At 32.7% G+C, this 25,759-nt stretch carries 26 protein-coding genes; 23 read left to right on the forward strand and 3 right to left on the reverse strand.

Annotated elements, in window-relative coordinates; translation table 11 throughout:
• The first annotated feature begins 18 nt into the window (after positions 1-18).
• A complete protein-coding gene (locus PQ462_RS00130; RefSeq protein WP_274251919.1) occupies positions 19-1,026 on the forward strand; it encodes a glycosyltransferase family 9 protein in 1,008 nt (335 codons plus the stop codon).
• A 193-nt stretch (positions 1,027-1,219) separates the two neighbouring features.
• On the opposite strand, the gene PQ462_RS00135 is transcribed toward PQ462_RS00130, so the two are convergent.
• Together PQ462_RS00135 and PQ462_RS00140 are read right to left on the reverse strand one after the other, a co-directional pair.
• Complete coding sequence (locus tag PQ462_RS00135) at positions 1,220-1,654, reverse strand: hypothetical protein (RefSeq protein WP_012023133.1); 435 nt, start codon at positions 1,652-1,654, stop codon at positions 1,220-1,222.
• A 276-nt stretch (positions 1,655-1,930) separates the two neighbouring features.
• Complete coding sequence (locus PQ462_RS00140; RefSeq protein ID WP_274251920.1) at positions 1,931-2,983, reverse strand: ferredoxin--NADP reductase; 1,053 nt, start codon at positions 2,981-2,983, stop codon at positions 1,931-1,933.
• A 128-nt stretch (positions 2,984-3,111) separates the two neighbouring features.
• Here PQ462_RS00140 and PQ462_RS00145 point away from each other — a divergent pair, with 128 nt between their 5' ends.
• From PQ462_RS00145 to PQ462_RS00235, 19 genes are all read left to right on the forward strand, one after another.
• Positions 3,112-4,581, forward strand: a complete 1,470-nt coding sequence (locus tag PQ462_RS00145; protein WP_274251921.1) for a DUF5687 family protein — start codon at positions 3,112-3,114, stop codon at positions 4,579-4,581.
• A 33-nt stretch (positions 4,582-4,614) separates the two neighbouring features.
• A complete protein-coding gene (locus tag PQ462_RS00150) occupies positions 4,615-5,310 on the forward strand; it encodes an ABC transporter ATP-binding protein (RefSeq protein ID WP_274251922.1) in 696 nt (231 codons plus the stop codon).
• 87 nt (positions 5,311-5,397) lie between these two features.
• Entirely contained in the window at positions 5,398-8,010 is a 2,613-nt protein-coding gene (porW, locus tag PQ462_RS00155; RefSeq protein ID WP_274251923.1) for a type IX secretion system periplasmic lipoprotein PorW/SprE, read from the forward strand.
• Positions 8,011-8,014: 4 nt separating this feature from the next.
• Entirely contained in the window at positions 8,015-8,410 is a 396-nt protein-coding gene (locus PQ462_RS00160; RefSeq protein WP_274251924.1) for a bactofilin family protein, read from the forward strand.
• A complete protein-coding gene (locus PQ462_RS00165) occupies positions 8,391-8,618 on the forward strand; it encodes an AtpZ/AtpI family protein (protein ID WP_071635780.1) in 228 nt (75 codons plus the stop codon). The genes PQ462_RS00160 and PQ462_RS00165 overlap by 20 nt, the downstream gene beginning before the upstream one ends.
• 58 nt (positions 8,619-8,676) lie before the next feature.
• Positions 8,677-9,069 (forward strand): hypothetical protein, encoded by a 393-nt coding sequence (locus PQ462_RS00170; RefSeq protein ID WP_274251926.1) that lies wholly within the window; start codon positions 8,677-8,679, stop codon positions 9,067-9,069.
• 118 nt (positions 9,070-9,187) lie between these two features.
• Complete coding sequence (gene atpB / locus PQ462_RS00175; RefSeq protein ID WP_012023141.1) at positions 9,188-10,363, forward strand: F0F1 ATP synthase subunit A; 1,176 nt, start codon at positions 9,188-9,190, stop codon at positions 10,361-10,363.
• A 33-nt stretch (positions 10,364-10,396) separates the two neighbouring features.
• Complete coding sequence (gene atpE, locus PQ462_RS00180) at positions 10,397-10,594, forward strand: ATP synthase F0 subunit C (protein ID WP_008465835.1); 198 nt, start codon at positions 10,397-10,399, stop codon at positions 10,592-10,594.
• Positions 10,595-10,683: 89 nt separating this feature from the next.
• Positions 10,684-11,184 (forward strand): F0F1 ATP synthase subunit B, encoded by a 501-nt coding sequence (locus PQ462_RS00185; RefSeq protein ID WP_274251927.1) that lies wholly within the window; start codon positions 10,684-10,686, stop codon positions 11,182-11,184.
• A 4-nt stretch (positions 11,185-11,188) separates the two neighbouring features.
• The gene (atpH, locus tag PQ462_RS00190; protein WP_274251928.1) at positions 11,189-11,722 is read left to right on the forward strand and encodes an ATP synthase F1 subunit delta; all 534 of its coding nucleotides are present in this window, start codon (positions 11,189-11,191) and stop codon (positions 11,720-11,722) included.
• Between the two features lie 37 nt (positions 11,723-11,759).
• Positions 11,760-13,337: a F0F1 ATP synthase subunit alpha gene (atpA, locus tag PQ462_RS00195; RefSeq protein WP_121362704.1), complete on the forward strand. Its 1,578-nt coding sequence runs from the start codon at positions 11,760-11,762 to the stop codon at positions 13,335-13,337.
• Positions 13,338-13,420: 83 nt separating this feature from the next.
• Positions 13,421-14,281 (forward strand): ATP synthase F1 subunit gamma, encoded by an 861-nt coding sequence (gene atpG, locus PQ462_RS00200; RefSeq protein WP_121362703.1) that lies wholly within the window; start codon positions 13,421-13,423, stop codon positions 14,279-14,281.
• Between the two features lie 591 nt (positions 14,282-14,872).
• Complete coding sequence (locus tag PQ462_RS00205) at positions 14,873-15,319, forward strand: GNAT family N-acetyltransferase (protein ID WP_274251929.1); 447 nt, start codon at positions 14,873-14,875, stop codon at positions 15,317-15,319.
• Positions 15,320-15,413: 94 nt separating this feature from the next.
• A complete protein-coding gene (locus PQ462_RS00210; RefSeq protein ID WP_044047533.1) occupies positions 15,414-16,874 on the forward strand; it encodes a lipopolysaccharide biosynthesis protein in 1,461 nt (486 codons plus the stop codon).
• A gap of 29 nt (positions 16,875-16,903) precedes the next feature.
• Positions 16,904-17,338 (forward strand): dUTP diphosphatase, encoded by a 435-nt coding sequence (gene dut, locus PQ462_RS00215; RefSeq protein ID WP_073408286.1) that lies wholly within the window; start codon positions 16,904-16,906, stop codon positions 17,336-17,338.
• Between the two features lie 131 nt (positions 17,339-17,469).
• On the forward strand, positions 17,470-18,486 hold the full coding sequence (locus tag PQ462_RS00220; protein ID WP_274251930.1) for a sugar phosphate nucleotidyltransferase: 1,017 nt from the start codon (positions 17,470-17,472) through the stop codon (positions 18,484-18,486).
• Positions 18,487-18,525: 39 nt separating this feature from the next.
• Positions 18,526-19,875 carry a tetratricopeptide repeat protein gene (locus PQ462_RS00225; protein WP_274251931.1) on the forward strand — a complete coding sequence of 450 codons (1,350 nt, stop codon included), beginning with the start codon at positions 18,526-18,528 and terminating at the stop codon, positions 19,873-19,875.
• Positions 19,876-19,887: 12 nt separating this feature from the next.
• A complete protein-coding gene (locus tag PQ462_RS00230) occupies positions 19,888-20,667 on the forward strand; it encodes a DUF4292 domain-containing protein (RefSeq protein WP_274251932.1) in 780 nt (259 codons plus the stop codon).
• A 24-nt stretch (positions 20,668-20,691) separates the two neighbouring features.
• Positions 20,692-21,945: a murein hydrolase activator EnvC family protein gene (locus tag PQ462_RS00235; RefSeq protein ID WP_274251933.1), complete on the forward strand. Its 1,254-nt coding sequence runs from the start codon at positions 20,692-20,694 to the stop codon at positions 21,943-21,945.
• A 30-nt stretch (positions 21,946-21,975) separates the two neighbouring features.
• Here PQ462_RS00235 and PQ462_RS00240 read toward each other — a convergent pair whose 3' ends face one another.
• A complete protein-coding gene (locus PQ462_RS00240; protein WP_274251934.1) occupies positions 21,976-22,395 on the reverse strand; it encodes a CBS domain-containing protein in 420 nt (139 codons plus the stop codon).
• 172 nt (positions 22,396-22,567) lie between these two features.
• Between PQ462_RS00240 and rbfA the strand changes: the two genes are divergently transcribed.
• From rbfA to PQ462_RS00255, 3 genes are all read left to right on the forward strand, one after another.
• Positions 22,568-22,960 (forward strand): 30S ribosome-binding factor RbfA, encoded by a 393-nt coding sequence (rbfA, locus tag PQ462_RS00245; RefSeq protein ID WP_012023154.1) that lies wholly within the window; start codon positions 22,568-22,570, stop codon positions 22,958-22,960.
• 1 nt (position 22,961) lies between these two features.
• The gene (locus PQ462_RS00250; protein ID WP_274251936.1) at positions 22,962-24,161 is read left to right on the forward strand and encodes an ABC transporter permease; all 1,200 of its coding nucleotides are present in this window, start codon (positions 22,962-22,964) and stop codon (positions 24,159-24,161) included.
• Positions 24,162-24,331: 170 nt separating this feature from the next.
• On the forward strand, positions 24,332-25,759 hold the full coding sequence (locus PQ462_RS00255) for an MATE family efflux transporter (RefSeq protein ID WP_274251937.1): 1,428 nt from the start codon (positions 24,332-24,334) through the stop codon (positions 25,757-25,759).

The following is a 25,759-nucleotide window of genomic DNA, read 5'->3' on the forward strand; positions in this document are numbered from 1 at the left end:
ATTAAACATATAGCCGTCATGAGACTATCCGCAATGGGAGATGTCGCCATGACGGTTCCTGTTTTACGTGCTTTTGTAAAACAATATCCAACGGTAAAACTAACCGTTATTTCGCGTCCGTTTTTCAAACCTTTTTTTGAAGGAATTCCAAATCTTGAGTTTTTTGCTTTTGATGAAAAAGAAAAACATAAAGGTTTTCCTGGTCTTGTACGCTTATATAAAGACATAAAAAAACTAAAAGTTGATGCTTTTGCAGATCTTCATAATGTTTTAAGATCTAAGGTTGTGAGTTTGCTTTTCGCTTTAAGCGGAAAAAAAAGAGCCACTGTTGACAAAGGACGCGAAGGAAAAAAAGAATTGACAAGATCAGAAAACAAGATTTTCAAGCAATTGCCAACCATGTTTGAAAGACATGCAAAAGTTTTTGAAGAACTAGGTTTCCCTTTAGACTTATCGAATCCGCAATTTCCGGAAAAAGCAGTTTTAAACTCTGATATTCTAGACATTATCGGAAATGAAAATCAAAAACTTATCGGAATTGCTCCTTTTGCACAATATGATTCTAAAGTTTATCCTTTAGATTTAATGAAAGAAGTAATTGCAAAATTAGCTGAAAATTCATCGTACAAAATTCTACTTTTCGGCGGCGGAAAGAAAGAAATCGAAATACTGGATTCACTTTCAGAACCATATAAAAATGTAATTAACATGGCTGGAAAAATTAAGTTTCAGCAGGAATTACAATTAATAAGCAATCTTGATGTGATGCTTTCTATGGATTCTGGAAATGCTCACATCGCAGCAATGCTGGGTGTAAAAGTCGTTACGCTTTGGGGCGCTACGCATCCATACGCAGGATTCTTACCTTTTAACCAAAGTTTAGAAAACGCTTTAACTTCAGACCGAAATCAATTTCCAAAACTGCCAACATCAGTTTATGGTAATAAAATTATTGAAGGTTATGAGGATGTGATGAAGACAATTTTACCACAGCAGGTTGTTGATAAGGTTGTAGAGCAGCTTTAATGAAAGACTAAAAAAGAGCTTTTTTGTAAGCTTCGCAGAAGCAAAATATTTATAGCAAAGAATGGTATTCACAAAGTAAAAGCTCCGGCGGAGCGACATGTTTTTTTATAATATGTCGCTCCGCCGGAGCTTTTTTCTTTTATTGTGATTCTGTAAATAATTTACCCCGCTGGGCAATTGCTAAAATAATATTTTAAGCAATATTCTTGTTCAAATCGTATTTTTCATTAGAATCGAGGAAAGAATATCCTATTGTTTTTCTTCTTTTTTTGTTTACTATGATAGAGACAAAGTTATTTTTGTCTTCGGTTGACAATAGAATATGTTCGAATTTTTGAGATGAATCTCTGTAAACTTTATAAATTAAGTCTTGATCTTTAATTTTTTTAGATAAAATTTTAGCCGATTTAAGTCTGCTTACATAAGGCCAGATATTAAAAACATTCGAATCAGTTTTTTTTACTTCTACCATTTTTTCGGTCATAGTTGAATTGTATTTATCTCTTTTGAGCAACTTGGGACCTTTTTTGTTTTTCATTTTTATGATAACTGCCAGAACGCATAGCGAAGCAGTTACAACCAGCATAATAAAGAGATATAAATGAAAGTGGTGTACGTGAGCTGTCATGATATTTAATGTTTAAATGTTTGACAAATTTGATTTAGCCCAACAAAATCGGCATAAAAGATATGGAGATTATGATTGCGTTAATTTCCCTCTAATATAATAAAAATTCCGCAATATTTTGGCTTAAATTTGGTTTTATTACAATTTTAAGCTATATGAAGGAAAATTTTCACATCGTTACAAGTTTGTGAATATAGAATAAAAAAAATCCAAATTCCAATTTAGTCTGGAATTTGGATTTTCATCTCGAAATTTCGGGATTGGAATTTTCAAATATTATACGTCGTCGTAATCAACATAAATAGTTTCTGATGTTGGATGTGCCTGACATGTTAAGATTAATCCTTCGGCAATTTCGCTGTCTGTTAAAATAGAATTCTTTGTCATTTCAGCAGAACCTGCAGTTACACGTCCTAAACAACTGCTGCAAATTCCGCCTTGGCAGGAATAAGGAGCATCAACACCTTGTTTTAGTGCGGCATCAAGAATGGTTTGTTTTTTAGACATTTCAAAAGTAGTTTCTTCATCGTCAACCAAAACTGTGATTTTTGTATGCCCTTCCTGAGAACCTTGAATTACGTTTTCTTCAGAAGAAGAGGTAAAGAGTTCAAACTTAATAGCAGAATCTTTTACATTTTTCTCTTTCAAAACATTAGAAACGGTATTAATCATTTCTTCTGGTCCGCAAAGGAAAAATTTATCAAATTGAAGCTCTTTGTGTTTGTTATTTAAAACAAAATTTACTGCTGATTTTTCAATTCTTCCAAATAAAGCATTTTCAGCTTTTGCCTGACTGTAAACATAATGTACAAAAAAACGTCCAACATATTGTAACTGTAAATCATGAAGTTCCTGATGAAAGATTGTATCTTCAGGAGTTTTATTTCCATAAACCAATACAAATGAACTTTTTGGCTCATTTTTTAAAACCGATTTCAAAATAGATAGAACAGGTGTGATTCCGCTTCCTGCTGCAAATGCTGCATAATTTTTTTGTCTTTCAGCATCTGGTTCAAAAGTAAATTTTCCTTCTGGCTGGCCTACTTCAAGAACATCTCCTGCTTTTAATCTCGTGTTGGCAAACTGAGAAAAAAGTCCGTTTTTTACACCTTTAACTGCAATTCTCAATTCTCCGCTTTCGGGAGCAGAACAAATAGAATAAGCACGACGAATTTCTTGATTATCAAGAGTTAATTTTAAGTTTATGTATTGTCCGGCTATAAATTTATAGTCTTGTTTAAGTTCTTCAGGAACATTAAAAAGAACCGAAACAGCATCGGCAGTTTCGCGTTTTACCTCTTTAATTATAAGTTTTAAGAATGAAGGCATGATTTAAATTTTTTGCAAAAGTAGCAAACCATAAGTAATTGACACTTACTAAAATATTTTTTTTAACTTTTTTTGTAACGTTTTCCTACATTTGATCTCTTACTACAAAAATCTAAACTAAATTAACCATGATTAAAAAGTTTATTTATCTCGAATGGAAAGCCTTTATTAGGTCGGCGTCATTTGGTAAAAACCTGGCAATGAAAATCATAATAGGTTTTTTAATGATTTATTTCTCATTAATTTTTGTTGCAATGGGCGTTGGAGCATTTTATGTTCTAAAAGAGATGAATCTGGAACCATTAGTAACAGTAAACAAATTTTTAATTTATTATTTCCTCTTTGATTTAGTAATAAGGTTATTACTTCAATCGATTCCTGTTCTCAATATCAAACCATTATTGGTTTTACCATTTAAAAAACCAGTAATTGTTCATTTTTCATTGGGAAAAACGGTTTTATCTTTTTTTAACTGGGTTCACACTTTATTTTTTGTGCCTTTTTCAGTTGTATTAATTTTAGAAGGATACGACGTTATTAGAATCGTTTTTTGGTATATAGGAGCAATGACTTTTATTTATATCAATAATTTTTTGAATATTATTTTAAGCAATATTGACAGATTGTTTGTTGTATTTGTGGTTTTAATTTTGGCTTTGGCAGGGGCACAGTTTTACCAATTGTTTGATATTACAACATTTACAACTCCGTTTTTTCAGAATTTTTATAATATAGAAGGCCTATTTTTAATTCCTGTTTTAGTTTTAGCAGGCTTGTATGTTTATACTTTTAAATATTTCAAAAATAACTTATTTCTGGACGCAGGTCTTTCTGTAAAACAAGATGTTGCAACGACAGAAAATCTTTCATGGCTGAATCAGTTTGGAACTTTGGGAACTTTTCTAAAAAATGATATTAAACTTATCAAAAGAAATAAAAGATCTAAAACAACCATTTTTATGAGTGTTCTCTTTTTGTTCTACGGATTTTTATTTTTCTCCGGAGGAATTGAAACATATGACAAACCAGTGATGCATCTTTTAGCCGGAATTTTTGTTTCTGGCGGATTTTTATTTGTCTTTGGACAATTTGTACCAAGCTGGGATAGTTCATATTATCAATTAATGATGACACAAAATATTCCATATCGGGGTTATATTATGGCAAAATGGTGGCTGATTGTTATTGCCACAATTATTTCTACAATTCTGGCTTCATTTTATGTTTATTTTGGCTGGTATATTTATCTAACAATCGTTGTTGCAGCAATTTATAATATTGGAGTCAATTCTCATTTGGTTCTTTTGGGTGGTGCATTTACCAAAACGCCTATAGATTTAAGTAATGCCAGCGGTGCTTTTGGAGATAAAAAAGCGTTCAATGTCAGCGCAATGCTGTTAACACTTCCAAAAATTTTACTGCCTTTAGGATTGTATGCAATCGGACTTTATTTTGACAACAAAAATCTTGGATTAGCATTAGTTGCAGGAGCAGGAGTTTTAGGTTTTATATTTAAAGAAAAAGTTTTTTTATTAATCGAAAAAAGATATAAAATTGAAAAATACAGTACAATAAGTGCTTATAAACAAAAGAGTTAATTAAATAATTAATCTAAAATCAACAATTACACCATGATACAAGTAAATCAACTATCAAAAAAATATAACGAAACTACAGTTTTGAACATTAACAATCTTGAAATCCCAAAAGGACAAAGTTTTGGATTAGTGGGAAATAATGGAGCAGGAAAAACCACTTTTTTTAGTTTGCTGTTAGACCTTATTCAACCAACAACAGGATATGTAAAAAGCAATGATATTCAGGTAAATACAAGTGAAAACTGGAAATCTTTTACAGGTTCATTTTTAGATGAAAGTTTCTTGATAGGATACTTAACACCAGAGGAATATTTTTATTTTATTGGAGATCTTCGCCATCAAAACAAAGCAGATATTGATGCATTACTGGCAAAGCACGAAGAATTTTTTAACGGAGAAATTTTAAACAACAAAAAATACCTTCGCGATTTATCTAAAGGAAATCAGAAAAAAGTGGGCATAATTGCGACTTTGATTGGTAATCCTGAAGTTGTAATTTTAGACGAACCTTTTGCCAATTTAGACCCAACAACAGTAAGCCGTTTAAAGAAAATTATTAATGAATTAGCTGATGATCCAAACGTTACTGTTTTGGTTTCAAGCCACGATTTACAACACACGGTCGAAGTTTGTGATCGAATTGTTGCGCTCAACAAAGGTGAAATTGTAAAAGATATTCAAACATCAAAAGAAACCTTACAAGAACTCGAATCGTTTTTTGCGGTTTAAGTTTCTATATTACAAAAAGAAGCGTATTTTTACCCGTCTTTATACTAAAAATACTTTTTAGAAGTTAATGCTTTAAAATCAGTTCTATTGAAAAAGAATACTCTTAAATATAGTTTTTTTCTCATCTTTTTTCTCTTTTTGATAGCATGTTCTACCAAGAATAACACTTTTGTGAACAGAAACTCCCATGCGTTGAGTACAAAATACAACATTTTGTATAATGGAGGTCTAGGGCTCGAGAAAGGACTGCAGGCTATTAAGGCTAATGATCAGGACAATTTCTGGAAAATGCTTCCGATAGAAAAAATGCAGTTTGATGAAAATTTTTCTGAAGGAGAAAAAACAAAAAATCCTGATTTTGAAAAAGCAGAAACAAAGGCCACAAAAGCAATTCAAAAACACTCCATGAATATTGGAGGAAGAGAAAGAAACTACCAGATCGACGAAGCATATTTGATGCTTGGAAAAGCCAGATATTATGATCAGCGTTTTATTCCTGCTTTAGAAGCTTTCAATTATATTTTGTACAAATATCCAAACAGCAGTAACATTTACACAGCAAAAATCTGGCGTGAAAAAACCAATATGCGTTTAGGCAACGATGCCATTGTTGTAAAAAATATTAATCAGTTATTAAAAAAGACCGATTTAAATAAACAGACTTTTTCTGATGCTAATGCTTTATTGGCAGAAGCTTTTTTAAATTTAGAAGAAAGAGACAGCGCTGTTGCCAAACTTAGAATTGCCGAACAATTTTCGAGAATAAATGAAGACCGTGCCAGATATAAATTTATTCTGGGACAAATGTATCAGGAAGTTGGAAATAAGGATAGTGCGACATATTATTATGATGGCGTAATTCACATGAACCGCAAAGCCGATAGAAAGTACATGATGCATGCTTATGCAAAAAAAGCACAGATGTATGATTATGAAAAAGGCAATGATACTATTTTTTTAAAAACGTATAATAAGCTAGTTGCAGATCGTGAAAACCGACCTTATTATGATGTCCTTTTTTATGAAATGGGAGTCTTTTATGATAAAAAGAAAGACAAAGAAAATGCACTGAAATTTTACAACAAATCTTTGGGCAGAAAATCTAAAGATCCTTATTTAATGGCATCGGCATATCGAAACATTGGAAACATGTATTTTAAGAATACAGATTATACAATGGCTGCCAAATATTATGACAGTACGTTAACAAAACTCAATCCAAAGACCAGAGAATTTGCTTTTATAGAAAAAAACAGAAAAAATCTTGATAACGTAATTAAATACGAAGGAATTGCAAAACGCAACGACAGTATTATCAAAGTTTACGGAATGCCGGATTCTGAAAGAAAAATTTATTTTGAAAGCTACATCGCAGAACTTAAAAAGAAAGATGAAGCCAAACGAATTCTGGAAGAAAAAGAAAAAGAAAAACTGGCGAATGTAGAGCGAAACAACAGTGCTTCAAGTGCACCAACTGCGGTTAATCCAAATTCTTTAGGAAAACCAACAAACATGGATACAGACGGAATTAGACCGCCTTCAGGAAATGACGCTGTAAGTACTTTTTATTTCTATAACCCAACAACAGTGGCTTACGGAAAATTACAGTTTAAGAAAATGTGGGGTAATCGTACTATTGGCGGTAACTGGAGATTATCTGCAATAAAAGCGGCAAACGATGCTGCAATGCTCAATGACAGTATAAATGAAGCAGAAGCAAATAAACTAAAAGATACAGTTGTAATCGAAAAATACACAACTGCTTTTTACGAAAAACAACTTCCAAAAACACCAGTTGCTATTGACAGTATTGGTAAAGAACGCAATTTCGCCTATTATCAGTTGGGACTTATATATAAGGAGAAATTTAAAGAATATACTTTAGCAAGTGATAAACTGGAACAATTGTTACGAAACAATCCAGAAGAAAAGCTGATCCTGCCATCAATGTATAATTTGTATAAAATTTACCAAATTACAGATCCTGCAAAAGCAGAAAAAATAAAATCAGATATTACAAACAATTATCCTGGTTCAAGATATGCTCAGATTTTAAACAATACCAATACAGATGATATTCCTTCACCGGAAAAAGAATACCAAAAATGGTACAAGCTTTTTCAGGAAGAGAAGTTTGATGTTGTCTTAGATAATATTGACAATCTCATTAATCAATATTCTGGAGATGAAATTGTTTCTAAGTTTGAATTACTGAAAGCAAACACATTAGGAAAAGTAAACGGGTTAGAAGCTTATAAAAAAGGATTGGAGAATGTAGCGGATAATTACCCAAATAGCGATGAAGGTAAAAATGCCAGAGAAATTCTTGAAAAGCAAGTTCCAACTTTAGAGAGATTAAATTTTACAACAGAGGATAATAAAAACTGGAAAATTTTATATTTAATTTCTAATAACGATACCAAAACGCTTAAACAAATTGAAGAAGCTATAAGAGTGTTTTTGTTAGTCGAAAATTTCGAAAGATTAACAACTTCATTTGATAAATACAACAGAACCCAAAGTTTTGTAGCTATTCATGGTTTAAAGTCTGAGGCTTACGCCCAAGATGTTGCGGGAGTTTTTAGAGATGATAAAAAATATAAAATTGCACAGCCGGCAATTATTATATCAACTGAAAACTACAAAGTGGTTCAAATTAAGAAAAACCTTGAAGCCTATCTGACCCCAAAAAACCCATAATATAATGTTTGACAAAGTGAAAAAAAACGGAACAGAACTTTTAGGTAAAACAAACCGAATCGTTGAAGGAACCTCTATTGTAGGAGACATAGTCTCAAAAGCAGATTTTAGATTAGACGGCGAATTAATTGGAAATTTTACATCGCAAGGAAAATTAGTTATTGGCGCAACAGGCGTTATAAAAGGAGAAATTATTTGTAATAATGCCGATATTGAAGGAGAATTTCATGGAAAAATTAAAGTTCTGGAAGTTCTTAATATTAAAGCTACAGCAAAAATTCACGGAGAAGTTGCCGTTGGAAAACTTTCTATAGAACCAGGAGCAGAGTTTACAGCAACTTGTACAATGCTTACACATAATAAAGAGGTAATCGTAAAAGATGGAAAAGGAACCGAATAATAATAGAAGAAACAAATGGCTGGCCCTCATAAATATTCCTTTTCAAATGGGGGTCATTATTTTTATTTTCTCTTATTTCGGAACCTGGCTAGACGAAAATCATCCAAGTCCGAAAGTATATTACAACACTATTTTTGTAATGCTTGGAGTGGGACTTGCTTTATATAATGTCATTCGGCAGGTTAATGACATCAACAAAACAAAGTAATTTTATCCCTTATATAAGCTTTGGATAAAAGTTGCATCTTTGCATAAAATTATTTCAAATGCTTTTAAAAAACTACAAACCTGTTTTTCATTTATTTTTATTTACTGCTGCAGTATGCATATTGCATAAAGCAGCTTTCTATTTTTTAGAAATTAAAACAGAAAATTTCCATTATGGTATAGAACTTCTGTATTTAATTTTTTTCGGAACAGCCTTTTTATTATACCTTATATTATTAGTAGTAAAAAAGAAGAATTTTCAAATTGTTGGAATGGTTTTCTTATTTGGAACTTTTACACAAATGCTGTTAGCATATTTAATTCTCCAGCCAATTTTAAAAACCAATTCTGAAATCGCTGCTGTTGAAAAAGTCAGTTTTTTTATAACATTTATTTTGTTTTTGTTATTTGAGACGCTTTTAACTGTCCGATTATTAAATGAAAAGCGTTAAAATGCGGATTCTTTAAAAGAAGGTTCAAAAATAATTTTTCATATCCTTTTGAATATTAATAAAAAATGTACCTTTGCACCAAATTTTAGAAACGTAAAAAAATAAGATTTTCCACGATATGGTGATTTCAAACAAACCACTCAGATTAATTCTTGCAGCTTTTGTAGCTTCTCTGCCTATTATGAGTTTCGCAAACTCAGAGATTGACTCAACGCATGTACAAAATGAAAGTGCTCATGAAGAGAAAGTAATTTCACATGAAACACATGGTGAAGACGAACACGCAGCTAAAGATCCAAAAGCTAAAGTGGATGCTTTTATTGATCACCACTTACAGGATTCTCATGACTTTGTTTTCTTTTCAGATGAAAAAGAAAATAAACACTACGGGTTTTCGTTACCAGTTATACTTATAGATGGAGGATTGAAAATTTTCTCATCTTCAAAATTACACCACGGAGAAGAAGTGGCAGAAGTTGATGGAAACTATTATAAATTAGTTCACGGTAAAATTTACAAAACAGATGCAGCCGGAACAATCAACTTTGACGAACATGGTCATCCGTCAAACGTAAAACCATTAGATTTTTCGATTACAAAAAATGTTGTATCAATGCTTTTTGTTTCAGTATTATTATTCTTAATGTTTACTGGTTTAGCAAGATCATATAAAAAAGGACCAATCCCAACTGGATTTGGAAGAGTTTTAGAACCGCTTATTATTTTTATCAGAGACGAAATTGCAGTTCCTAATATTGGAGAGAAAAAATACCGTAAATATATGGGTTACCTGTTAACTGTATTTTTCTTTGTTTGGTTGTTAAACTTATTAGGAATGACTCCTCTTGGAATTAACGTTACAGGAAATATTGCTATCACAGTTTGTTTAGCAGCATTTACATTTATCATTACTCAATTTAGTGCAAACAAAGATTATTGGGGACACATCTTCTGGATGCCAGGAGTGCCGGTTCCAATGAAAATCATTTTAGCTCCAATTGAGGTTTTAGGAACACTAACAAAACCATTTGCATTATTAATTCGTTTGTATGCAAACATTACTGCAGGTCACGTAGTAATTATGAGTTTGATCGCTATGATTTTCGTAGGTAAAAATTTAGCAGCAGATTTGCCAATCTCATTAGGATTAACATTGTTTATCTCTGTTATTGAAGTTTTAGTTGCATTTTTACAGGCTTTCATCTTCACGATGTTATCATCATTATTTATTGGTATGGCTGTTCAGGATCATGATCACGCTCACCACCACGAAGACGAAACAGCAATTATTTAATTTAGAAGTTTAATTTTATATATATAAATACTTATGGGAACAATTCCAACTTTAGTAGGTGCAGGTTTAGTAGTAATCGGTGCAGGTTTAGGTTTAGGTAAAATCGGTGGATCTGCTATGGACGCTATTGCTCGTCAACCAGAAGCTGCTGGTAAAATTCAAACTGCGATGATTATTATCGCGGCTTTATTAGAAGGTTTAGCATTCGCTGCTTTAATCTTAGGAAAATAATAAAGAGAGAAATAACAGCATCTTTAACGGTTGGTTAAAGATGTTGTTACTTTTAAAAAAGAAATTAAATATTTTAATATAGTTATAAAATGGATAAGTTAATTAACGATTTTTCATTCGGATTATTCTTCTGGCAGGCTTTAATCTTGGTAATATTAATTTTGCTTTTAGTAAAATTTGCTTGGAAACCAATTATGGAATCTATTACTGCAAGAGAAGAAGGTATTAAAAATGCATTGCTTTCTGCTGAAAACGCAAAGAGAGAAATGGAAAATTTACAAGCTGACAATCAAAGAATTTTGAATGAAGCTCGTGCAGAACGTGACGCGATGTTAAAAGAAGCTCGCGAAATGAAAGAGAAAATGATTACTGATTCTAAAAACGAAGCACAAGAAGCTGGTCAAAAAATGATTGAGCAGGCAAAAGCAGCTATCGAAAGCGAAAAAAATGCTGCAATGGCAGAATTGAAATCTCAGGTTTCAACTTTATCATTAAGCATTGCTGAAAAATTATTGAAAGAAGAATTATCTAACAAAGAATCTCAAACTAAATTAGTTGAGAAAATGTTAGGTGACGTAAAGTTAAACTAAGATTATGGCAAGTACAAGAGCAGCAATTCGTTATGCAAAAGCAATTCTAGACTTAGCAAACTCTAAAGGTGTTGCCGAAGCTGTCAATAACGATATGAAATCAATTGCATCTGCAATTGAGACTAATACAGAATTGAGTACATTTATCCAAAACCCAACTGCAAAAGTTGAAGTTAAAGAAAGTGCTCTTTTAGAAGTTTTCGCAGATGTAAATGGAGTAACTAAAGGTTTGTTCCATTTATTATTCGAAAACAAAAGATTTGAAATTCTAGATGCAATTGCAGTAGAATACAATAAATTATTTGATGAAAGCAATGGTGTTGAAGTAGCAAAAGTTACTACAGCAATTCCTATGGATGCTGCATTAGAAGCTAAAGTTTTAGCTAAAGTTGCAACATTATCAGATAAGAAAATTACAATTGAAAATATAGTAGATCCTTCAATCATTGGTGGATTTATTTTAAGAATAGGTGATAATCAATACAATGCTTCTGTTGCAAACAGATTACAAGTATTAAAAAGAGAGTTAAGTAATTAGTTTTATAACACAAAAAGTGTCTAAATTATAAATTAAGATGGCGGAAATCAAACCTGCTGAAATTTCAGCAATATTAAGAAAGCAAGTAGAAGGTTTTGAATCTGGTGCTACGCTAGAGGAAGTAGGAACAGTACTTCAAGTTGGAGATGGTATTGCTCGTGTTTACGGGCTATCTAATGTTCAATATGGTGAGTTAGTAGAATTCGATAACGGTATGGAAGGTATCGTATTGAATCTTGAAGAGGATAATGTTGGGGTTGTACTTTTAGGACCGTCAACAGGAATTAAAGAAGGATCTACTGCAAAAAGAACTCAGCGTATTGCTTCTCTTAAAGTAGGTGAGCAAATGGTAGGACGTGTAGTTAACACTCTTGGTTTTCCAATTGATGGAAAAGGACCAATTGGCGGAGACTTATACGAAATGCCATTAGAAAGAAAAGCACCTGGTGTTATCTTCCGTCAGCCGGTAACTGAGCCATTACAAACTGGAGTAAAAGCAGTTGATGCTATGATCCCGGTAGGTCGTGGACAACGTGAGCTTGTAATTGGTGACCGTCAAACAGGTAAATCAACTGTTTGTATCGATACAATCTTAAATCAAAAAGAATTTTACGATGCAGGAAAACCTGTATTCTGTATATATGTTGCAATTGGACAAAAAGCTTCAACTGTAGCAGGAATCGCTAAAATGTTAGAAGAAAAAGGAGCAATGGCTTATACAGTTATCGTTGCTGCAAATGCTTCTGACCCAGCTCCAATGCAAGTTTATGCTCCATTCGCTGGTGCTGCAATTGGAGAGTACTTTAGAGATTCAGGTCGTCCAGCACTTATCGTGTATGATGATTTATCTAAACAAGCTGTTGCTTACCGTGAGGTTTCTCTTTTATTAAGAAGACCACCGGGACGTGAGGCTTACCCTGGAGACGTTTTCTACTTACACTCTCGTTTATTAGAGCGTGCTTGTAAAGTAATTGCTGATGATGGTATCGCTAAAAACATGAACGATTTACCAGATTCTATCAAATCTATCGTAAAAGGTGGTGGTTCTTTAACTGCTTTACCAATTATCGAAACTCAGGCTGGTGACGTTTCTGCATATATCCCAACAAACGTAATCTCGATTACAGATGGTCAGATTTTCCTTGATGGAGATTTGTTCAACTCAGGGGTTCGTCCTGCTATTAACGTAGGTATCTCTGTATCTCGTGTTGGAGGTAATGCTCAAATTAAATCAATGAAAAAAGTTTCAGGAACTTTAAAATTAGACCAGGCTCAATTCCGTGAATTAGAAGCTTTCGCTAAATTTGGTTCTGACTTAGATTCTGTTACTTTAAACGTAATTGAAAAAGGAAAAAGAAACGTTGAGATCTTGAAACAAGGTTTAAATGATCCTTATACAGTTGAAAACCAAGTAGCTATTATCTACGCAGGTTCTAAAAACTTATTAAGAAACGTTCCTGTAGAAAAAGTAAAAGAATTTGAAGCTGATTTCTTAGCATACTTAAACAGTAAACATAAAGATACGCTTAACGCGTTAAAAGCGGGTAAATTAGATGACAGTATTACAGATGTTATCGAAAAAGCAGCAAAAGAAATCTCAGCAAAATATAACTAATTTTAGTTGACGGTTGTTGGTTGATTGTTTTTGGAATTTTCCATTACTATTAACCAACAACTAACAACCAACAACGATAGTACATGGCAAATTTAAAGGAAATCCGTAATAGAATTACTTCCGTTTCATCGACGATGCAGATTACATCTGCGATGAAAATGGTTTCTGCTGCAAAGCTTAAGAAAGCACAAGATGCAATCACTGCGATGCGCCCTTATGCCGAGAAATTAACGGAGTTGCTGCAAAATCTTTCTGCTACACTTGAAGGTGAAGTAGGAGGTGCTTACACAACACAACGTGAAGTAAAAAAAGTATTGCTTGTAGCTATAACTTCAAACAGAGGTTTATGTGGTGCATTCAATTCAAATGTTATTAAAGAGATTAAAAATCGTACAGATTTTTATGCAGGAAAACAAGTTGACGTTTTTGCTATTGGTAAAAAAGGAAATGATGTTTTAAGCAAAACGCATAAAGTTCATGGTCACCATAATGCAATTTTCGATCATTTAACTTTCGAAAATGTTGCTGGAATTGCTGATAATTTGACAGAGAAATTCTTGTCTGGTGAATATGACAAAATCGAATTAATCTACAATCAGTTTAAAAATGCTGCAACGCAGATTGTTCAAACAGAGCAGTTTTTGCCATTAGCACCGCTTAAATCTGATGTATCAGCTTCTGCAGGAGATTATATTTTTGAACCTTCAAAAGAAGAAATTGTTTTGACTTTAATTCCTAAGTCTTTAAAAACACAATTATACAAAGGTATTCGCGATTCATTTGCTTCAGAACACGGAGCACGTATGACAGCTATGCACAAAGCAACTGACAACGCAACAGAATTAAGAAACCAATTGAAATTAACGTACAACAAAGCACGTCAGGCTGCAATTACAAACGAAATCTTAGAGATCGTAGGTGGAGCAGAAGCTTTGAATGGATAATTAATTCATTGATATATAAAAAAATAGCCGGTAAATATTTACCGGCTATTTTTTTTGGAAGTTTTTTCTTTTTTAAGAATATCTATAAACAAGAAAATTTATAAAATGGTGATTCTCAATTTACCCAAAATTGAGAATCAATACCATTTTATAAAATTATTGACACAGATTTTATCACTCTGTTGCTTTGTCTTTCATGGGAACAAACTAGCTTTATCAATCCCAATGCTCTGTTTTTTTTAAGGGTTACATTTCAGCAGAATCAATCCCTGTGCTTTGTCTTTTATGGGAACAAACTAGCTTTATTAGTCCCAATGCTCTGTTTTTATTAGGGTTACAATACAGCAGAATCAATCCCTTATGCTTTGTCTTTTATGGGAACAAACAAGCTTTATTAGTCCCAGTGCTTCCTTTTTTATAAGGGTTGTATCTAGCTTTCTCAATCCCTGTGAAACAAATTTAAGAAAACACTGTTAAAAAAAAGTTACATAATTTTCTGCGGTATTTTATATATTTCACATGTTAGTGTCTTGTTAATTATATAAATAGCATAAAAAAAGTTATGTATTTTTGGTATATATTTCTATTACAATGACTTTACAAACTCGCGAACTCACTACGATTGACGAAATGCTCAATCAAATTGATACCATCAAATTTCTATATCCAAAAATAACCTTAGAAAAATACAAATCCTTTCTTTCTGATATGCTGCCGCATAATTATACACAAATAGCAGTTTTTGAAAATGATGTCTGTTTGGGAATTACAGGATGTTGGTCTGCAACTAAATTATGGACCGGAAAATATCTCGAAATAGATAATTTTGTAGTTCATCCTGAACATCGCTCAAAAGGAATTGGAAAAATATTAACTGATTTTATCGAACAAAAAGCCGTTAACTTGGGCTGCAGCAGTATTGTTCTTGATGCTTTTACAGGAAATTTTGGCGCTCATCGTTTTTATTACAATCAGGGCTATGCTCCAAAAGGTTTTCATTTTGTGAAAGTTTTAGATGAAAATAAATTAACTCAATAAAATTCTTAGTAAGTTTTTTTATTGAACCTTTAAAAGCACTAATAAAACCAAAGAATTGGTTATTTTTGTTTTCCGAACTTTATTACTAATTATTTTGGGATTATATAAAAATCTATTCAAACAAACTGCGATTTATGGGCTGGCAACCGTTTTACCACGAATGCTTAGTTTTTTATTGGTCAGATTATATACAGGTATTTTGCCTACAGCCGAATATGGCGAAGTTTCGATCGTATTGTCTTGGATGGTTTTCTTTAACGTAGTGCTTTCTTACGGAATGGAAACGGCATTTTTTAGATTTTACAGTGCCGAAGAAGACAAGAAAAATGTTATTGCAACATCTACAATATCCATATTTTGGTCATCAATAGGATTCTTGTTTGCGGCCTTAATTTTTAGAAATACCCTTGCAAACTGGGCCGAAGTCGATGCACAGTATATTACCTATTCAGTTTGGATTTTGGTTTTAGATGCATTGGTTTTAGTACCGTTTTCTAAACTAAGAGCCAACCAGCGCCCAATGGTTTATGCAGCAATTAAAATTGGAAACGTAGTAATTAATTTATTACTGAATATTTTCTTTTTAATGTATCTGCCAAAATTAGCAGCTGCAAATCCTAATTCAGTTTGGGATAATTTATATGTAGAAAATTTCCAGATCGCTTATATTTTCATTGCAAACCTTTTAGCGAGTTTAGCCACTTTCATTGTTCTTTCTCCAAATTATCTTTCACTTGGGCGAAAATTTGATCCTGTACTTTGGAAAAAAATGATGAAATACGGACTGCCAATTTTAGTAGCCGGACTTGCATTTGCAGTTAACGAACATTTCGATAAAATCTTATTAGGATATTTACTGCCGGAAAATCTGGCAAAATCTGAAGTTGGAGCCTATTCTGCCTGTTATAAACTAGGTTTGTTTATGGTTTTATTTGCAACCGCATTTAGATTAGGAATTGAACCTTTCTTTTTCAGCCATGCCAAAAACGAAAAAGCACCACAGACTTATGCCGTAATTACAAAATACTTTGTAATTTTTGGATCATTGATTTTATTGGGAGTCATCGTTTTTGCCGATGTTTTAAAATTCCTTCTTCTGGATAATAAATCATATTGGGAAGCAATGAAAGTAGTGCCATTAATTATTTTGGCAAACTTCTTTTTAGGAATTTACAACAACCTTTCTGTTTGGTATAAACTAACAGATAAAACAAAAATTGGAGCCTACATTTCTATTGTTGGTGCTATTATAACATTAGTTTTAAATTACTTTTTAATTCCAAAATACAGCTATTACGGTTCTGCGATTGCAACAATTTCTGCTTACGGAAGTATGATGTTGATATCCTATATTTTAGGAAATAAGTATTATCCAATACCTTATGATATGAATAAAATTGGAGCTTATTTAGGAATTTCAATTTTATTTTCGGCCATTTCCTTTTACGGATTTAGAGAAAATTATTTCGTTGGAATTCCGTTATTATTAGCCTTTATGTACTTTGTGTACCACAACGAAAAAGACACGATTAAAGGAATTATGAATAGAAAGTAAAGATGCTTTTTTAATCTTTTATAATAAAAATGAAAATACAAATTATCAATAAATCACAACACGATTTACCAAATTACGAAACAATAGCTTCTGCAGGAATGGATCTGCGTGCCAATATTATAGAACCAATTACGTTAAAACCTTTAGAAAGAACAATTGTAAAAACAGGTCTTTTTATTGAATTGCCAATTGGTTACGAAGCTCAGGTAAGACCAAGAAGCGGACTGGCAGCAAAAAAAGGAGTTACCGTTTTAAATTCTCCAGGAACTGTAGATGCTGATTACAGAGGTGAAATAGGCGTGATTTTGGTGAATTTATCAAATGAAGAATTTGTAATCGAAAACGGAGAAAGAATTGCACAGTTAATTATTGCCAAACACGAAAGAGCAGAGTGGATAGAGGTTGAAGAACTTTCTGAAACTTCAAGAGGAGAAGGCGGATTTGGAAGTACCGGCGTAAAATAGTTTTCAGTCGCAGTTTTCAGTTTTTTACAGGAATTACTAAATGTTGTAGAATTCTCTGCGAATTTTAAAATTAAAACTTGAACTAACCAAACAGGAGATTTTTAAATCTTCACACATAAAAATAGAATTACATGAAAATAATCGTCCCAATGGCAGGTCGCGGCTCAAGACTTCGCCCACATACATTAACAGTTCCAAAACCATTAATTCCAGTTGCTGGAAAATCAATCGTTCACCGTTTGGTTGAAGATATTGCCAAAATATTAAAAGAGCCAATCGAAGAAGTGGCTTTTATTCTGGGCGATGAAGCTTTTTTTGGAGCAGATGTAGTAGAAAGTCTTGAAGATTTAGCAAAAGGACTTAGAGCAAAAGCTTCTATATATCGTCAGGATCAGCCTTTAGGAACAGGACACGCTATTATGTGTGCAAAAGATTCTTTATCAGGACCTGCAGTTATCGCTTACGCGGATACTTTAATCAGAGCCGATTTTGAACTTGATCCTTCTGCAGATGCTGTAATCTGGGTAAAACAAGTAGAACAGCCTGAAGCTTTTGGAGTAGTAAAATTAAATCAGAATACTGAAATTATAGAATTGGTTGAAAAACCAAAAGAGTTTGTAAGTGATTTAGCCGTTATTGGAATTTACTATTTTAAAGAAGTCGGCGATTTGAAAAAAGAACTTCAAGGCGTTTTAGACAACAACATTCAAAATGGAGGAGAATACCAAATTAACGACGGAATCAAAGCCATGATGGCAAACGGTAAAGTTTTTAAAACCGGAAGCGTTGACGAATGGATGGACTGCGGAAACAAAGATGTTACAGTTGAAACCAACACAAGAATGTTAGGTTTTTTACATAATGACGGAGAACATTTAGTAGATCAAAATGTGGTATTAGATAATTCTACTATTATTCCTCCATGTTTTATTGGAGAAAATGTAGTACTTAAAAACACCACAATTGGGCCTAATGTTTCGATAGGAAATGGATGTCATGTAACAGACAGCACTATTAAAAATAGCTTAATACAAACGTATTCTCAAATAAAAAATGCTAACTTAGATAATGCAATGATTGGAAATCATGTTAGTTATGATGGAAAATTTACCAGTATAAGCATTGGAGATTATTCAGTTTTAGAATAAAAAATAAATTCGTTTTCGTATAAATGAAATCGTAAAAAGATGAAAAAAAGGGTTTTGATAATTTTATTTTTTGCTTTGTTAAGCAATGCAGCTTCGGTTTTTGCACAGACAGAACCCGAAGATATTGCTTTGGCACCAGATGAATATCAAGATGCATTTTATGAATCTTTGAAACAAAAAGGAATCGAAAATTACGATAAAGCTATAGCATCTTTAGAAAAATGTATTAAACTAAAACCTTCAGATGCTGTTGCTTATTTTGAAGTTGGAAAAAATTATCTGGCTTTAAAAGAATATCAAAATGCCCAAACCGCATTTGAAAAAGCAACACAGCTAAATCCAAAAAATAAATGGTACTGGCTGGGGATTTATGATGTAAGTTACGAAACCAAAAATTATCCTCTGGCAATAGAAACCATTCAGAAAATTATTGTTTTTGATGAAGAATATAAAGACGATTTAATATCGCTATATATGATTACAAATCAATACGATAAAGCACTTGTTGCGATTAATGAAATGAACGACAAATTCGGAAAATCATCAGATCGCGAAGTATACAAAAGCCAGATTTTATCGCAGGGTAAATATCAAAATGCCGAGATTTCAAATTTAATTGAACAAATTAAAAAAAATCCAAAAGAAGAATCCAATTATGTAAACCTGATTTTTTTGTATTCAAAATCGGATGAAACAGACAAAGCTGTCGATGTTGCAAAACAATTGGCAAAAGAACTTCCAAATTCAGAATGGGGTCAGGTAAGTTTGTTTAAAACGTATTTAGATTCGAATCAGGCAGACAAAGCAATTAAGTCGATGAATACAATTTTGTCAAGTTCAAAAATTGATTCAAAAATAAAACATCGAACTTTAAACGAGTTTTTGATTTATGTAAATAAAAATCCGCAGTATGCTCCGGATTTAGAAAAAGCCATTTCCTATTTTGATAACGATAAGGATGTTGACGTTGCCAAAGAAATTGGAAAATTTTATCATAGTAAAAACCAATTTGAAAACGCCATTAAATATTATGAAAAAGATTTAATGACCAATTCAGATACAGATCGTGAAACCAATTTGCTTTTGCTTGAAGCATATAGTAAAGCAAAACAATTTGCGCCAATGACAAAAAGAGCCATGACCATGATTGAAGTTTATCCGAGCCAGCCTCAGTTTTATTACTATGCAGGTTTAGGAAGCAATCAGTTACAGCAGTTTAAAAATGCAAAAACCGTTTTAGAAATGGGACTTGATTATGTGGTTGATGATAAAAAATTAGAAGCAGATTTTAATATTCAATTGGGAGAAGCATATAATGGATTAGGAGATGCTAAGAAAAAAGAGGAATACTTTTTGAAGGCAAATGAATTATTAAAACAAAAGAAGTAAGGAGAAATTAAGATGAAAAAGTATATTATAATAGTATTAATATCGGTTTTTGTGGTTTCATGTAAATCAAAAGCCGTTGCTGTTCAGAACACTAATACTACCGAAGTTGTTACAAAAAAAGACAATAAAGCGATAGAGAAACATTACGAAAACAAACTGGATTTTTCAACCTTATACATAAAAGCCAGCGCTAAATATGTTGACGAAAAACAAAGTCAAAACGTTACTGCCGAAATAAGAATCGAGAAAGACAAACAGATTTTAATAAGCGTTAGATTCTTGGGAATTACAATGGCAAAAGCTTTAATAACACCATCAGCAGTAAGTTATTACGAAAAAATAAACAGCACATATTACGAAGGAGATTTTAGCAGTTTAAGCAAATGGCTGGGAACTGAATTGGATTATACAAAAGTTCAAAACTTATTAATTGGTGAAGCTTTTGACGATTTAAGAGAAGGAAAATATACTCAGACTATTGTCGAAAATCTTTTCCGTTTAGAAGATCAAAAAGATGAAAAAATTAAAAAAGCATTTTACTTAGATCCTGAAAAATATTTAGTTCAGAAAGAAGAGATCTCGCAGCCATCTGAAAACAGAAAATTAGAAATCAATTATTCTGATATTAAAACATACAATCAAGGAACAATTCCAACGGCGATTGCAATTAATGCTGTACAGCCAAAAGGAACTACCAATATTAATTTGAATTACAATAACATTTCATTTAACGAAGAACTTTCTTTTCCTTATAGCGTACCAAGCGGTTATAAAAAAGTTTTAATTAAGTAAATTTGCAAAAATATAAATAGAAAGATGCCGAAATTTCTCCTAAGCCTAATTTTTGTTTGTGCCACGACTTTTGTCTGGGCGCAGGATTCGCAGCAAGAAAAACTTGAACAGCGCAAGGCGCAGATTCTTCAGGAAATAAAAGACAATGAAAAAATGCTGCAGTCTGTAAGGAAAAAAGAAAAATCAGCGGTAAATGAATATTTAATTCAGGCCAATAAAATCAAGCTTAAAGAAAAGCTGATTAATACAACGGCAAAACAAGAAAAAGTCCTTAGCAATGATATGTATATTAACCAGGTTCAGGTTAATAAACTAAAAAAAGAACTGGCGGTTTTAAAAGAAGATTATGCAAAAATGATTTTGAAATCTTATAAAAGCCGTTCAGAGCAAAGCCGTGCTATGTTTATCTTGTCATCTGAAAGCTTTTTGCAAGCCTACAAAAGAGCACAATATTTAAAACAATATACGAATTTCAGAAAAAACCAAGGTTTGGAAATTCAGGACAAAACAGCACAATTAGTTGATTTTAATGCCAAGTTAGACGGGCAAAGAAAGGTTAAGAAAAAGATTATTGCTGAAAATGAAAAAGAAAAACAAAGCTTAGAAGTTGAGAAAAAAGAACAGCAAAAGCTGGTTAACTCAATTAAAAAAGATAAAAACAGAATTGCTGCCGATATTAAAGCAAAACAAAGTGAATCTAAAAGAATCGACAGACAAATTGATCGCTTGATTCGTGAAGCCATTGCAGAAGCAAACAGAAAAGCTGCGGCTGAAAAAGCAAAAGAAAATCCTGGATCGACAGCAGCAAAAGCACCAGTTTCTTCTTCTAAAATTGCAATGACACCAGAAGATAAAGTATTGGCTGCCGACTTTAAAGCGAATAGAGGAAGACTGCCCTGGCCGGTAGAAAAAGGATTTATTTCTCTTGGTTATGGAGACCAGCCTCACCCGCTGCATCCTTCAATTACGGTACATAACTCCGGAGTTGAGATCACAACCGAAGATGGTGCCAGTGCAAGAGCAGTATTTGCAGGTGAAGTTTCTAAAGTAATAGTTTTATCTCCGGTTAATAAAGCAGTTGTAATTCAGCATGGAGATTTCTTTACAGTATATCAAAACTTAAGTTCAGTTTCTGTTAGTCAGGGCGATAAAGTTTCGATTAAGCAAAACATTGGAAAAGTAAGAACCAGCGGTGATACAGGAAAAACGATTATCAAGTTTTTGATTCTTCAAAATACAACAAATTCCGATCCTGAAAATTGGTTACAAAACAGATAAAAAAGGGAGCTGAAAAGCTCCCTTTTTTATTTAATCATATTGTTCTAAAAAATATTTAATAACGTCAGTAGTTGTTACAATTCCTTTTAGTTCATCATTATCTACAACTGGTAAGGCATGAAATTCTTCTTTTGAAAAAATTTCGGCTAAATCTCGAATAATAGTATCAGAAGAAACAGTTTTTGGTTTTGCCGTCATAACCTGCGGAATCGTCAGCATTTGTAAAATAGCTTCATCGCTCCCTTCCTGACCATCGAATAAAGCGCCAAAAGTAAGACGGTTAATATCAGTCCGGCTTATAATGCCCACCACTTTTTTTCCGTTTACTACAGGAAGGTGCCTGATAGAGTTCGATTTTAGTTTTTCTACTACTTTTGTTAAATCGTCATTTTGATTTACAGTCACCACGGTTTTAGTCATGATGTGACTAATTGGTTCTCTTTTTTTCATAATAGATCAGTTTTATATTTACATCAAATATGTAAAACAATACCTATAAATCATATGATCTTTATCATCGTTTAAATGAAATAAAAAGGAGATATAAAAGATAAATTTTGAGAATAATCCTTTAGTTAATTGAAATTGCAGCGAATGAATTTAAAAATAGTATTTTTGCACTATGGAAACAAATAGACAGAAAAAAATAGGCAGCGTAATTCAGAAAGATCTGGTTGATATTCTGCAAGGTGAAGTGAGAAAAAACGGAGTTAGCAATTTGGTAATTTCAGTATCCAAAGTTAGTGTAACCTCAGATTTATCTGTGGCAACAGTATATTTAAGCATTTTTCCACAAGAAAAAGCAAAAGAAACTTTAGAAGGAATAAAATCAAATACCACTTTAATTAAACATGATTTATCACAGCGAGTTCGTTTGCAATTACGCCGTGTGCCAAATTTAGTTTTCTTTATCGATGACTCTCTGGATTATATCGAGAAAATTGACAACGCATTAGCAGGAAAAGAAAACCCAATAGAAAACCGTGATCTTTTAGACAAAAGAAGAAAATCATAAATTGAATTTCCCATTTTACATAGCCAAACGTTATATTTTTAGCCGAAGTAAAAACAACGCTATTAATATCATTAATTACATTGCCAGCATGGGAATCATTGTTGGAACAATGGCTTTGTTTGTGGTTTTATCTGTTTTCAGCGGATTAAAAGTTTTTAGTCTTTCGTTCACAAACGAGATCGATCCAGATTTAAAAATGACCAGTACGTTAGGAAAATCATTTTTTATTTCGGCTCAGCAGGAACAAGACCTAAAAAAAATAAATGGTGTAGCCTCTTATACCAAAATTATTGAAGAACGTGTTTTGTTTATATTCAAGGATAAACAGCACGTTACCTATTTAAAAGGTGTTGACAGCCTTTATCCTGTTGTAAACGATATTAAAAGAAAACTCTTTAACGGCCAGTGGCTAAAACCAGATTCCTATCAGGTAGTTATTGGTTACGGAATTGCACAGGATTTTTCGATGGGAATTCTCGATTTTGAAAATCCGCTGCAAATCTTTGCTCCAAAACCCGGAAAAGGTGCAATCGAAAATCCCGAAGAAGCTTTTAATAAAACAGATGTTCTGCCGGTTGGGATTTATTCAATAAGCGAAGATTTAGATTCTAAGTATGTTTTTGCAGATTTAGGTCTAACGCAGGAATTATTGATGTACAAACCCAATCAGATTTCAGGAATCGAATTTCATCTCAAAGAAAATGCAGATGAAAATGCTGTAAAAGCACAGCTTGAAAAGATTTTCAATAATAAAATTACTTTAAAAAACAGAGCACAGTTAAATGAGTCTTTGTACAAAATGCTCAATACCGAAAATATTGCCGTTTATTTAATTTTCACTCTTGTAATTATTGTGGCACTTTTTAACCTGATTGGAGCTTTGATTATGATGATTTTAGATAAAAAAGGAAATCTTAAAACCCTTTTTAATCTTGGAACAGAAATCAACAATCTGCGAAAAATATTCCTGCTTCAGGGAACGCTTCTGAGCATTTTTGGAGGTATTATCGGGTTGGCTTTAGGAATTATTCTAGTGATTCTGCAGCAGCAATATGAGTTAATTATGATCACGCCGACTTTAGCTTATCCTGTAGTTTTTACTCTGGAAAATGTTTTGATTGTAATGGGAACCATTGTTTCTCTTGGATTTATAGCTTCGTTAATTGCGAGCAGCCGTGTAAGTAAAAAATTGCTGGATTAATATCTTCTTTAAAAATATTACTTATATTTACCGCCTTGAAAATCTAGAGTATATGATTGTTTCTGCCTAATCCTAATTTTATTTTTTAGAATAATTAGGATACTTACGTTTTACTTTTTTAGTTCAGATTTATACATCTGGACAAATTTTATCATTTATCCTAACATATCATGACAGAAACAACTATAAAGAAAAGCTTCATTTCCAAAATTTTTACCACTTTAAAACAAGCTTTAAAAGGCGACGAATCATTTGATTATACTTCTGGAAGTATCAAAAAAGCCGTAATTCTATTAGCCATTCCAATGGTATTAGAAATGATGATGGAATCGGTTTTTGCTTTAGTCGATTTATATTTCGTTGGTCATTTAAAACACAGTAGTTTTGCCATTCAAACAGTAGGTCTTACAGAATCTGTCTTGACCATTATATATTCTCTTGCAATAGGGATGAGTATGGCAGCAACGGCAGTTGTAGCACGCCGAATTGGAGAAAAAGATCCAATTGCCGCCGCAAAAGCCGGAATGCAGGCCATAATTATAGCCTTTGCAGTTAACAGTTTATTGAGCATTTTTGGGATTATTTATGCTAAAGATATCCTGATTGTAATGGGTTCTTCAATAGAATCAGCCGAACATGGTTACCGATTTACTCAAATTATGATTGGCTCTAGTTTATGTATTATGCTTTTATTCCTGATTAACGGAATTTTTCGTGGTGCCGGAAACGCAGCAATAGCAATGAAAAGTCTTTGGATTGCCAACATTTGTAATATTATTTTATGCCCGATTTTAATTAACGGTTTAGGACCAGTTCCGGCTTTTGGTTTAATAGGAGCAGCTATTGCGACAACTTTAGGAAGAAGTATTGGAGTTTTATATCAGGTATATCATTTGTTTTTTGGTAACGGAGTTTTAAAAATTAAAATCGGTTATTTCGCACCAGATTTCAAACAAATAAAAGCTTTAGTTAAAATCGCAGCGCCTGGAATTTTACAATTTGTAATCGCATCCTGCAGCTGGATTTTCCTGGCACAATTAGTTGCTACAACAGGAGGAGATCATGGTTCTGCCGGATATCAGACAGCGTTGAGAATTATGATGTTTTTCATACTTCCTGCTTGGGGATTAAGTAATTCCGCTGCCACTTTAGTGGGGCAGAATTTAGGAGCAAAACAAATTGAACGCGCCGAAAAATCCGTTTACACTACAGCAAGATACAACGTAATTTTCATGGCTTCGATTATGGTTATTACTTTAGTTTTTGGCCAATATATTATTTCGTTTTTTACGAATGATGAAATGGTAAAAACAGTTGCGATTGAAGCTTTACAAATTATGAGTATCGGATTTATCTTTTACGGAATAGGAATGGTTTTAATCAATACATTTAATGGAGCCGGAGATACCTGGACACCAACCGGAATTAACTTTTTTGGGTTTTGGCTGTTTCAAATTCCGCTTGCTTTTGTGTTAGCTAAACATTTTAATATGGGACCAACGGGAGTTTTTATTGCTATTCCTGTTGCAGAAACTGCAATAACTCTCGCCGGAATCTTTTTCTATAAAAGAGGAAAATGGAAACGAGTTCAGGTTTGA

It is taken from the genome of Flavobacterium sp. KACC 22758 (assembly GCF_028736135.1).
Classification (GTDB): domain Bacteria; phylum Bacteroidota; class Bacteroidia; order Flavobacteriales; family Flavobacteriaceae; genus Flavobacterium; species Flavobacterium johnsoniae.

Coding starts and splice junctions, on each gene's coding strand:
- PQ462_RS00130 (WP_274251919.1), top strand. CDS start 19: ATGAGACTATCCGCAATGGGAGATGTCGCCATGACGGTTCCTGTTTTA.
- PQ462_RS00135 (WP_012023133.1), bottom strand. CDS start 1,654: ATGACAGCTCACGTACACCACTTTCATTTATATCTCTTTATTATGCTG.
- PQ462_RS00140 (WP_274251920.1), bottom strand. CDS start 2,983: ATGCCTTCATTCTTAAAACTTATAATTAAAGAGGTAAAACGCGAAACT.
- PQ462_RS00145 (WP_274251921.1), top strand. CDS start 3,112: ATGATTAAAAAGTTTATTTATCTCGAATGGAAAGCCTTTATTAGGTCG.
- PQ462_RS00150 (WP_274251922.1), top strand. CDS start 4,615: ATGATACAAGTAAATCAACTATCAAAAAAATATAACGAAACTACAGTT.
- PQ462_RS00160 (WP_274251924.1), top strand. CDS start 8,015: ATGTTTGACAAAGTGAAAAAAAACGGAACAGAACTTTTAGGTAAAACA.
- PQ462_RS00165 (WP_071635780.1), top strand. CDS start 8,391: ATGGAAAAGGAACCGAATAATAATAGAAGAAACAAATGGCTGGCCCTC.
- PQ462_RS00170 (WP_274251926.1), top strand. CDS start 8,677: ATGCTTTTAAAAAACTACAAACCTGTTTTTCATTTATTTTTATTTACT.
- atpB (WP_012023141.1), top strand. CDS start 9,188: ATGGTGATTTCAAACAAACCACTCAGATTAATTCTTGCAGCTTTTGTA.
- atpE (WP_008465835.1), top strand. CDS start 10,397: ATGGGAACAATTCCAACTTTAGTAGGTGCAGGTTTAGTAGTAATCGGT.
- PQ462_RS00185 (WP_274251927.1), top strand. CDS start 10,684: ATGGATAAGTTAATTAACGATTTTTCATTCGGATTATTCTTCTGGCAG.
- atpH (WP_274251928.1), top strand. CDS start 11,189: ATGGCAAGTACAAGAGCAGCAATTCGTTATGCAAAAGCAATTCTAGAC.
- atpA (WP_121362704.1), top strand. CDS start 11,760: ATGGCGGAAATCAAACCTGCTGAAATTTCAGCAATATTAAGAAAGCAA.
- atpG (WP_121362703.1), top strand. CDS start 13,421: ATGGCAAATTTAAAGGAAATCCGTAATAGAATTACTTCCGTTTCATCG.
- PQ462_RS00205 (WP_274251929.1), top strand. CDS start 14,873: ATGACTTTACAAACTCGCGAACTCACTACGATTGACGAAATGCTCAAT.
- dut (WP_073408286.1), top strand. CDS start 16,904: ATGAAAATACAAATTATCAATAAATCACAACACGATTTACCAAATTAC.
- PQ462_RS00220 (WP_274251930.1), top strand. CDS start 17,470: ATGAAAATAATCGTCCCAATGGCAGGTCGCGGCTCAAGACTTCGCCCA.
- PQ462_RS00225 (WP_274251931.1), top strand. CDS start 18,526: ATGAAAAAAAGGGTTTTGATAATTTTATTTTTTGCTTTGTTAAGCAAT.
- PQ462_RS00230 (WP_274251932.1), top strand. CDS start 19,888: ATGAAAAAGTATATTATAATAGTATTAATATCGGTTTTTGTGGTTTCA.
- PQ462_RS00235 (WP_274251933.1), top strand. CDS start 20,692: ATGCCGAAATTTCTCCTAAGCCTAATTTTTGTTTGTGCCACGACTTTT.
- PQ462_RS00240 (WP_274251934.1), bottom strand. CDS start 22,395: ATGAAAAAAAGAGAACCAATTAGTCACATCATGACTAAAACCGTGGTG.
- rbfA (WP_012023154.1), top strand. CDS start 22,568: ATGGAAACAAATAGACAGAAAAAAATAGGCAGCGTAATTCAGAAAGAT.
- PQ462_RS00255 (WP_274251937.1), top strand. CDS start 24,332: ATGACAGAAACAACTATAAAGAAAAGCTTCATTTCCAAAATTTTTACC.